Raw genomic sequence first — 7,861 nt, forward strand, 5'->3', positions numbered from 1 at the left:
CTGAGGGTTTCCGCCAATGCGCCGTCGCCCGCAATGACGGCATCCAGGATCGCCACGTGCTCCTGCAGGATCGTTTGCGGCATCTGCACGTCGTCCCGCAAGACTTCGCCCATGACACGACGCAGATAAGGCCAATGCGGCGCGGTCGTCTCACCGATCAGTGGATTGCCGGACAGTTCGTTGAGGAAGCCATGGAATTTCATGTCGGCCTCAATCTGGTCGTGCAGGGAGCCGCTCTTGACCGCGGCGCGACCTAGTTCGAGGAATGCGGGTCCCTCGGACTTAGCCCGTTCCGAACCCCGTTCGGCCGCGAGCCTGGCCGCAAGTCCATCCAGCATCGCCCGAACTTCGTAGAGATTTCGAACAAAACCCACGTCCAACGGGGAAACGATCAGGCCTCGGCCGGGCGCCTCGCGAACAAGCCCCCGGTCCCTGAGCAGCAGAAGGGCCTGCTGGACCGGCTGTCGGGAGACGCCATAGGCCTTGGCAAGCTCGTCCTGGATGAGGCGGGCATTGGCCGGCAGTTCGCCGTCGACAATCTCGGAAACGATAGCGTTTACAACCTGTTCCACGAGGGTGGGCTGGGTTTGAAGCTGCGACATTGGAAACCTCAGGCGGCTCTTTTTTGTTTTTTACCAGCGAGTCGCAAAAAAAGCCATTGCTTTGCATTCGAATTCAGTATACGAATTCAGTATTCGAATTCAATAAAACCAATTCACAGGGAGGATGCAATGCAGGCCGTCAGCCGTCGTGTGCTCTTGAAATGCGCTGTTGGAGGCGCGCTCGGTGCCGCCTCTCTTAAAAGTCCGGCTGTCCTGGCCCAGGCCGCTCCCGTCAAATTGAAATTCGGCAACGACCTTCCTGCGACCCATTCGGTCAACGTTCGGCTGAAGGAAGCGATCGACGCCATCACCGACGAGACCAAGGGCCAGGTCGCGATCAGCCTGTTTCCGAACAACCAGCTCGGCAGCGACACCGACATGATGACGCAGTTGCGTTCTGGCGCGCTCGAGCTCGCCACGATGCCGGGCACCGTTCTGTCGACCCTGATCCCCACGGCGTCTCTGACAGGTGTCGGATTCGCGTTCACGAACTACGACAAGGTGTGGGCAGCGATGGACGGCGAAGTCGGCAATTTCATTCGACGCAATATCGAGAAGGCGGGTCTGGTGCCGTTCACCTCGGTCTGGGACAACGGCTTCCGGCAGATCACCAGCAGCACCCATCCAATCAAGGCGCCTGAGGATCTCGCCAACTTCAAGATTCGTGTTCCGGTCGTGCCGCTGTGGGTCGCTATGTTTTCGGCGTTGGGCGCGGCGCCGGTGAGTATCCCTCTGAACGAGGCTTACTCCGCCCTGCAGACGAAGATCGCGGACGGTCAAGAAAATCCGCTGGCACTGATCGAGTCTGCAAAGTTCTACGAGGTTCAGAAATTCTGTTCGCTGACCAATCACGCATGGGATGGTTTCTGGCTTATCGCCAGCGCGCGGATCTGGAAGGGCGTTCCTCAAGATGCCCAGCAAGTGATGCAGAAGCACTTCAACGCCGCTGCCATCAAGCAGCGTGCGGACATCGTCCAGGCAAACGCGGACTACCAGAAGACCCTCGAGTCTAAGGGGCTCGCCTTTAATACAACCCAGCCCGAGGCGTTCCAGGCGGCGCTTGCAAAGACGTCCTTCTACAAGGATGCGAAAGCGAAATTCGGCGACGAAGCCTGGGCATTGCTGCAAAAATACGCCGGCAACATCGGGTGATCGCCATGCATTTAGTGGAGGAAACCAGCGTCACGCTGCCCCGGATGACTGGGGTAGCGGGCGCCCTGCAAAAAGCCGAACAATGGCTTGGCTCGATCGTCGCGGCCGTCGCGGCGTTGCTTGTGATCGCGGAAATCATCGTCTTGTTCAGCGGTGTTTCCGCGCGATACCTGTTTCATAAGCCCATCATCTGGTCGGACGAACTCGCCAGCATCCTCTTTTTATGGCTGGCCATGCTCGGCGCGGTGGTCGCATTTCAACGCGGCGAGCATATGCGGATGACCGCCTTCGTCGGCATGGTCAGCCCGCAGCGGCGCGCCTTTTTCGACGTGCTGGCGATCGCTGCTCCTCTGGCATTCCTCGTTCTTGTCCTGCAGCCCGCTTTTGAGTTTGCGTCAGATGAGGCCTTCGTCTCGACGCCGGCACTCGACATTTCCAGCCTCTGGCGCGCGGCCGCGTTGCCAGTCGGCCTCGGCCTGATGCTGATCATCGCCTTGTTGCGGCTCGCGTCGTTCGGCGATGGGCGAAAGATCGGATTGGCGGTAGCTACCGTCGCGGTCGTTGGCGGAGTGCTTTATGCGCTCGGACCGGTGCTGGTGCCGCTTGGAAACCTCAATCTCCTGATTTTCTTCGTGGTGCTTGTGGCGATCATGGTCTTTGCCGCGGTGCCGATCGCCTTTGCCTTTGGACTTGCCACCTTTGCCTACATCACGCTGACGACGAGCACGCCGTCGACCGTTGTAATTGGTCGCATGGACGAGGGCATGAGCCATCTGATCCTTCTTTCCGTGCCGCTGTTCGTATTCCTTGGCCTTCTGATCGAGATGACTGGCATGGCGCGCGCCATGGTCGGCTTTCTTGCCAGCCTGCTCGGCCATGTCCGCGGCGGCCTTCAATACGTCCTGGTCGCTGCGATGTACCTGGTTTCCGGCATCTCTGGCGCCAAAGCGGCCGACATGGCAGCGGTGGCACCCGTGCTGTTTCCGGAAATGATTGAGCGCGGTGCGAAGCCCGGCGATCTCGTCGCGCTGCTGTCGGCCACCGGTGCGCAAACCGAAACGATCCCGCCGAGCCTCGTCCTTATCACCATCGGATCGGTCACCGGAGTATCGATCGCAGCACTCTTTACCGGTGGATTGCTGCCGGGCCTGGTTCTTGCCATCATGTTGTGTGTCGTGGTCTGGCGCCGCTACCGCAACGAAGACCTGTCCCACGTAAAGCCCGCCCGATGGGGCGAGGTCGGCTCCACCTTCCTTGTCGCCTTGCCCGCGATCGCGCTGCCATTCGTGATCCGCGCCGCTGTCGTCGGCGGTGTCGCGACCGCAACCGAGGTATCCACCATCGGCATCGTTTATTCCGTGCTTGCGGGGCTACTGATCTATCGGAAATTCGATTGGCGTCGTCTTTATCCGATGCTGACCGAAACTGCCGCGTTGTCGGGCGCGATCCTGCTCATCATCGGAGCTGCGACCGGAATGGCGTGGGCGCTCACGCAATCGGGCTTCTCCACCTCGCTTGCAGCGTTCATGACCGGCCTGCCAGGCGGCGCACCGATGTTCCTCGGCGTGACGATCATCGCGTTCATCGTCCTGGGCAGCGTGCTGGAAGGTATTCCAGCGATCGTGCTGTTCGGTCCGCTGCTGTTTCCGATCGCCAAACAAGTCGGTGTGCATGAAGTGCATTACGCCATGGTGGTGATTCTGGCTATGGGCATCGGCCTGTTCGCTCCACCCTTCGGCGTCGGCTACTACGCGGCCTGTGCAATCAGCCGGATCCATCCCGACGAAGGCATCAAACCGATGCTGGGTTACATGCTGGCGCTTCTGATCGGAACCGTCGTCATTGCCGCCGTCCCCTGGATATCGATCGGCCTTTTGAACTGAACCGTTACCACCAGTGTTTTTGAAAACCCGTTAGGAGCAGAACGTGAAAGACCTCCTGAATTTCGGACAAATGCTTTCGGTTCATGCGCGGCTGTCGCCTGATCGCGTCGGCGCGCGCGATCTCGAACGTTCGATGACGTTCGCGCAATGGAATGACCGCTCGTGCCGGCTCGCCAATGCCCTGATCGGCCTTGGCCTCACCAAAGGCGAGCGCGTCGCGATCCTCGCCTATAACTGTGTCGAATGGTGCGAAATCTTTGCCGCCACGGCAAAGGCAGGCCTGGTGGCGTTGCCGATCAACTTTCGTCTGATCGGCAAGGAAGTTCAGTATATCCTTGAAAATGCCGAAGCCTCTGCGTTCATCGTCCAGGACGAGCTTGTCGACGTGGTCGAAGAGGTCCGCAACAACCTCTCGATCAAGCCGGACCGCTACATCCACTTTGGCGCTGATGCGTGCCCGGTGGGCTATCGCGCGTACGAAGAAGTCCTCGCCGCCGCCGGCGCGAGTGAACCTGAGCAGCGCGTGCAGCTGTCTGACCCCTGGACGCTGATGTACACTTCGGGCACGACAGGCAATCCAAAAGGCGTCGTGAGAAGCCATCGTAGCGGCGTGCTGCTATCGATGGTCACCGAGATCGAGCTCGGGCTGCATCGCAATGACGGGGCCCTGCTGGTCATGCCGATGTGCCACGCCAATTCCCTGAATTTTTTCGGCGCATTCGGCTATTGCGGCGGCGCAAACTTCATCTATTCCCGCAAGAGCTTCGACCCTGAACATTGCGTTCAAACCCTTTCGGAGGACGGCTCCACATTCACTTCGCTCGTGCCCACTCACTACATAATGATGCTCGGTTTGTCGGCCGCCGTCCGTGGCAAATACAATTTCGACGCCGTGACCAAGCTGATGATCTCCTCGGCGCCCGCGCGGCCTGAGACCAAGCGCGAAGTCATGGAGATGTTTTCGAACTCCGGCCTATTCGAACTCTATGGCGCCACAGAAACCGGGTGGGTGACCATGCTGCATCCACACGAACAGTTCACCAAGCTTGGTTCGGTGGGCCGCGAGTGCGTGGGCGCAGCGCCGATCAGGATTTTGGATGGAGCAGGCAACGAGGTGCCGGATGGCGAAGCGGGCGAGCTGTACTCCTGCAATGCCCATACCTTCGACGGCTACTGGCGCTTGCCCGAAAAGACAAAGGAGGCCTTCCGCGGCGATTACTGCACGGTCGGCGACATGGCCCGGCGCGATGCCGACGGCTACATCCATCTGTCCGATCGCAAGAGCAACATGATCATTTCAGGCGGCGAAAACATCTATCCCTCCGAAGTCGAGGCGCTGATCGGCGCGCACCCGCAGGTGAAGGACGTCGCGGTGATCGGCTTGCCCGACGAAAAATGGGGCGAGCGCGTGCACGCGGTGATCGTGCTGCATGAAGGCGCCGATCTGAAGGAGGGCGACCTGATGGAATGGTCGAAGGAGCGCCTGGCGGGATACAAGCGTCCACGGTCGTATGCCTTCATGCTTGAGAGCGAAATTCCGCGCAACGCCACGGGCAAGGTGTTGCATCGGGAATTGAAGAAGAAGTTCACGAACTGACCATGGTCAACCGTCCGCGTCATTCCGCCTCGGGCTCGCCGTCAAATGCACGCCGTATTGAACTCCGCACTTCCGATATTCGCCTTGATCCTGACCGGATTCATCTGCGGGTATTTCTCCGTCTTCGACAAGACGGCGACGGACAATCTGAATCGTTTCGCGGTCTATCTGGCGCTGCCCTCGCTGATGTTCGTGGCGATGTCGAAGATTACGCCGGATCAGGTCCGTCAGTTCGGCTTCCTCGGCGCTTTCTGCGGCGGCTCTTCGATCACCTTTGCGGTTGCCTTCGCGATCAGCCGGATTCGAGGGCGACGCGTTGCAAATGCCAGTATCGAGGGACTCGACGCCGGCTACAGCAATGTTGGATTCATGGGAATTCCGATGTGCCTTCTGGTGTTCGGCCCCGAAAGCGCGCCAGCCTCGATCATTGCGACGCTGTTCACGGCCTGCATCCTGTTTCTGTTCGCGGTCGTCGTCGTCGAAATCGATCTGCAGAAAGGGAGAAGCTTCTGGTCGACCGGGACCAAGGTCGCCAATGCCTTGCTCACCAGCCCGCTTTTGATCGCGCCCGTTGCAGGGCTGTGCATCGGCCTCAGCAGTATCAAAGTCCCGGCGCCTTTCGAGAGTTTCACCACGCTGCTTGGCGGGGCCGCTTCGCCGGTTGCGCTGGTCTGCATCGGGCTCTTTCTTGCGCAGGAAAGTGTGGTGAGCCGCGACGCAGTGTCCATCGCCAAGCTCGTGGCGATGAAACTGATCTTGCAACCTGCCGTCACGGCGTTCCTCGCCTTCTACGTGTTCACGATGCCACCGCTTTGGTCGCATTCGGCCGTGATCTTGAGCGCCCTTCCGATCGGATCGGGGCCGTTCACCATTGCCAAGCTCTATGGCCTCGAAGCCGGCGTGACATCGGGCTCCATTCTCGCCTCGCATGTCTTTGGCGTTCTCACCGTCTCGCTGCTCGTGGCGTGGCTCGCATGAAGCTTGTCCAGAAATCAATTGTTTCAACCAATCGGAGTCGTAGTGATGAAAGTCTCTCCTGACAGCGCCGCCGCACTGATCGCCCAGCTGTTGAAGCAGCGCGGCGTGAAACATGTCTTCGCGCTTTGTGGTGGGCATATCATGCCGATCTGGATGCGACTGGATGCGGAAGGAATCCGCATCATTGACGTCCGCGACGAGCGCGCCGCGGTCCACATGGCCCAGGCGCATGCGGAGTTGACCGGCGAGCTGGGGGTGGCGCTGGTCACCGCCGGTCCGGGCATGACCAACGCCATCACCGGGATCGCCAACGCCCACGTTTCGCGGGCGCCGATTTTGGTTGTATCCGGCGGCAATCCGCGCCCGCAGGAGAACAGGGGCGGCCTGCAGGACATGGATCACACGCAACTGGTGCGATCGATCACGCGCTACGCGCGCACGGTGCGCGAGCCGTCGCTGGTGCTGCAGGAACTCGATGAAGCGATCGCGCGTGCTTTCGGCGAGGGTGGAGACCCCGGTCCTTCCTACATCGATTTTCCAACCGACACGCTGCGGGGAATCGTACCTAAGGCGCTGCAGCTCGAAGAGCATCTTTGCGACAAGCCGCGCACTGTTACGCATCCCGATCCCGCACAGATCGAAAGGGCGGTCGACCTGTTGTGGTCGGCCCGCCGCGTGCTCGTGATTTCTGGTCGCGGCGCCCGCGGTGCAGGGCCGGAACTGATTTCACTGCTCGACAGGCTCGGCGCCGTGTACCTAGATACGGGCGAAAGCCGCGGCCTGGTTCCCGACAGCCATCCCTCCGTTGTGGGTGCGATGCGTGGCTCCGTCATGGGCGATGCCGATGTCGTTCTGACCGTTGGACGACGGCTCGATTTCCAGCTCGCCTACGGATCGCCGGCCGTTTTCCAGTCGGCGAAATTCATCCGTATCAGCGATACCTCGACGGAGATCCGCGACAATCGCCGCGGTGCCGTCGAAATCCTGGCATCGCCGGCGGAGACGCTGCGCGCAATGGTCGAGCATGCGGGCAATCGGCCTTCAGGAGTCGACCGTGAATGGGCTGCGAAACTCCGCAAGGGGCATGAAGAGCGGGCGCGGAAGCTTCAGCAGACCATGGCCTCGGCGCCCAGCGGCTCCGACGGCAAACTTCACCCCAACAAGGTCTTGTCGGCGCTGCAGGAAGCCGTTGGCAACGACTCCGTCGTCATCACCGATGGCGGCGATTTTCTCTCCTTTGCGCGTGTCGGGCTGAACGCGCCGCGAATGCTGGATCCCGGTCCGTTCGGTTGCATCGGAATCGGGGTGCCATACGGCATTGCCGCCAGTCTCGCCTTTCCCGACAAGCCGGTGGTGGTGGCAACCGGCGATGGCGCATTCGGCTTCAATGCGATCGAGGTCGACACCGCCGTGCGTCACAAGGCTCCCGTTTTGATCGTCGTTGCCAATAATGGTGCGTGGCAGATCGAGGTCCACGATCAAACCGTCACGCATGGCAAGGTCGTCGGCACAAGATTGCAATTCGCCGATTATGCGGGGATGGCGAGGTCGTTCGGCATGCACGCCGAGCGGGTCGAAACCGAAGCGCAGCTCAAGCCCGCGATCGAACGGGCATTGGCCAACCGTCCCGCGCTGCTCGACATGGTGGT

At 60.6% G+C, this 7,861-nt stretch carries 6 protein-coding genes; 5 read left to right on the forward strand and 1 reads right to left on the reverse strand.

Annotated features, from left to right (window positions below; all coding sequences use genetic code 11):
* The coding region (locus VNX23_RS04365; RefSeq protein WP_325627955.1) for a GntR family transcriptional regulator at positions 1-602 on the reverse strand (602 nt) is incomplete at its 3' end.
* Positions 603-731: 129 nt separating this feature from the next.
* On the opposite strand from VNX23_RS04365, the gene VNX23_RS04370 reads away from it, so the two are divergent.
* The 5 genes from VNX23_RS04370 to VNX23_RS04390 form a co-directional block, all read left to right on the forward strand.
* Entirely contained in the window at positions 732-1,754 is a 1,023-nt protein-coding gene (locus VNX23_RS04370) for a TRAP transporter substrate-binding protein (protein ID WP_325627956.1), read from the forward strand.
* Positions 1,755-1,759: 5 nt separating this feature from the next.
* On the forward strand, positions 1,760-3,637 hold the full coding sequence (locus VNX23_RS04375) for a TRAP transporter large permease subunit (protein ID WP_325627957.1): 1,878 nt from the start codon (positions 1,760-1,762) through the stop codon (positions 3,635-3,637).
* 43 nt (positions 3,638-3,680) lie between these two features.
* On the forward strand, positions 3,681-5,234 hold the full coding sequence (locus VNX23_RS04380) for a class I adenylate-forming enzyme family protein (RefSeq protein ID WP_325627958.1): 1,554 nt from the start codon (positions 3,681-3,683) through the stop codon (positions 5,232-5,234).
* Positions 5,235-5,279: 45 nt separating this feature from the next.
* Positions 5,280-6,212, forward strand: a complete 933-nt coding sequence (locus VNX23_RS04385) for an AEC family transporter (RefSeq protein WP_325627959.1) — start codon at positions 5,280-5,282, stop codon at positions 6,210-6,212.
* A gap of 45 nt (positions 6,213-6,257) precedes the next feature.
* Positions 6,258-7,861 (forward strand): thiamine pyrophosphate-binding protein (locus VNX23_RS04390; RefSeq protein WP_325627960.1); only part of this gene is annotated, 1,604 nt, incomplete at its 3' end.

Source organism: Bradyrhizobium sp. (genome assembly GCF_035570375.1).
Taxonomy (GTDB): domain Bacteria; phylum Pseudomonadota; class Alphaproteobacteria; order Rhizobiales; family Xanthobacteraceae; genus Bradyrhizobium.

Bases quoted from the DNA above. Each gene is read 5' to 3' on its own strand.
- VNX23_RS04370 (WP_325627956.1), top strand. From the start codon at position 732: ATGCAGGCCGTCAGCCGTCGTGTGCTCTTGAAATGCGCTGTTGGAGGC.
- VNX23_RS04375 (WP_325627957.1), top strand. From the start codon at position 1,760: ATGCATTTAGTGGAGGAAACCAGCGTCACGCTGCCCCGGATGACTGGG.
- VNX23_RS04385 (WP_325627959.1), top strand. From the start codon at position 5,280: ATGCACGCCGTATTGAACTCCGCACTTCCGATATTCGCCTTGATCCTG.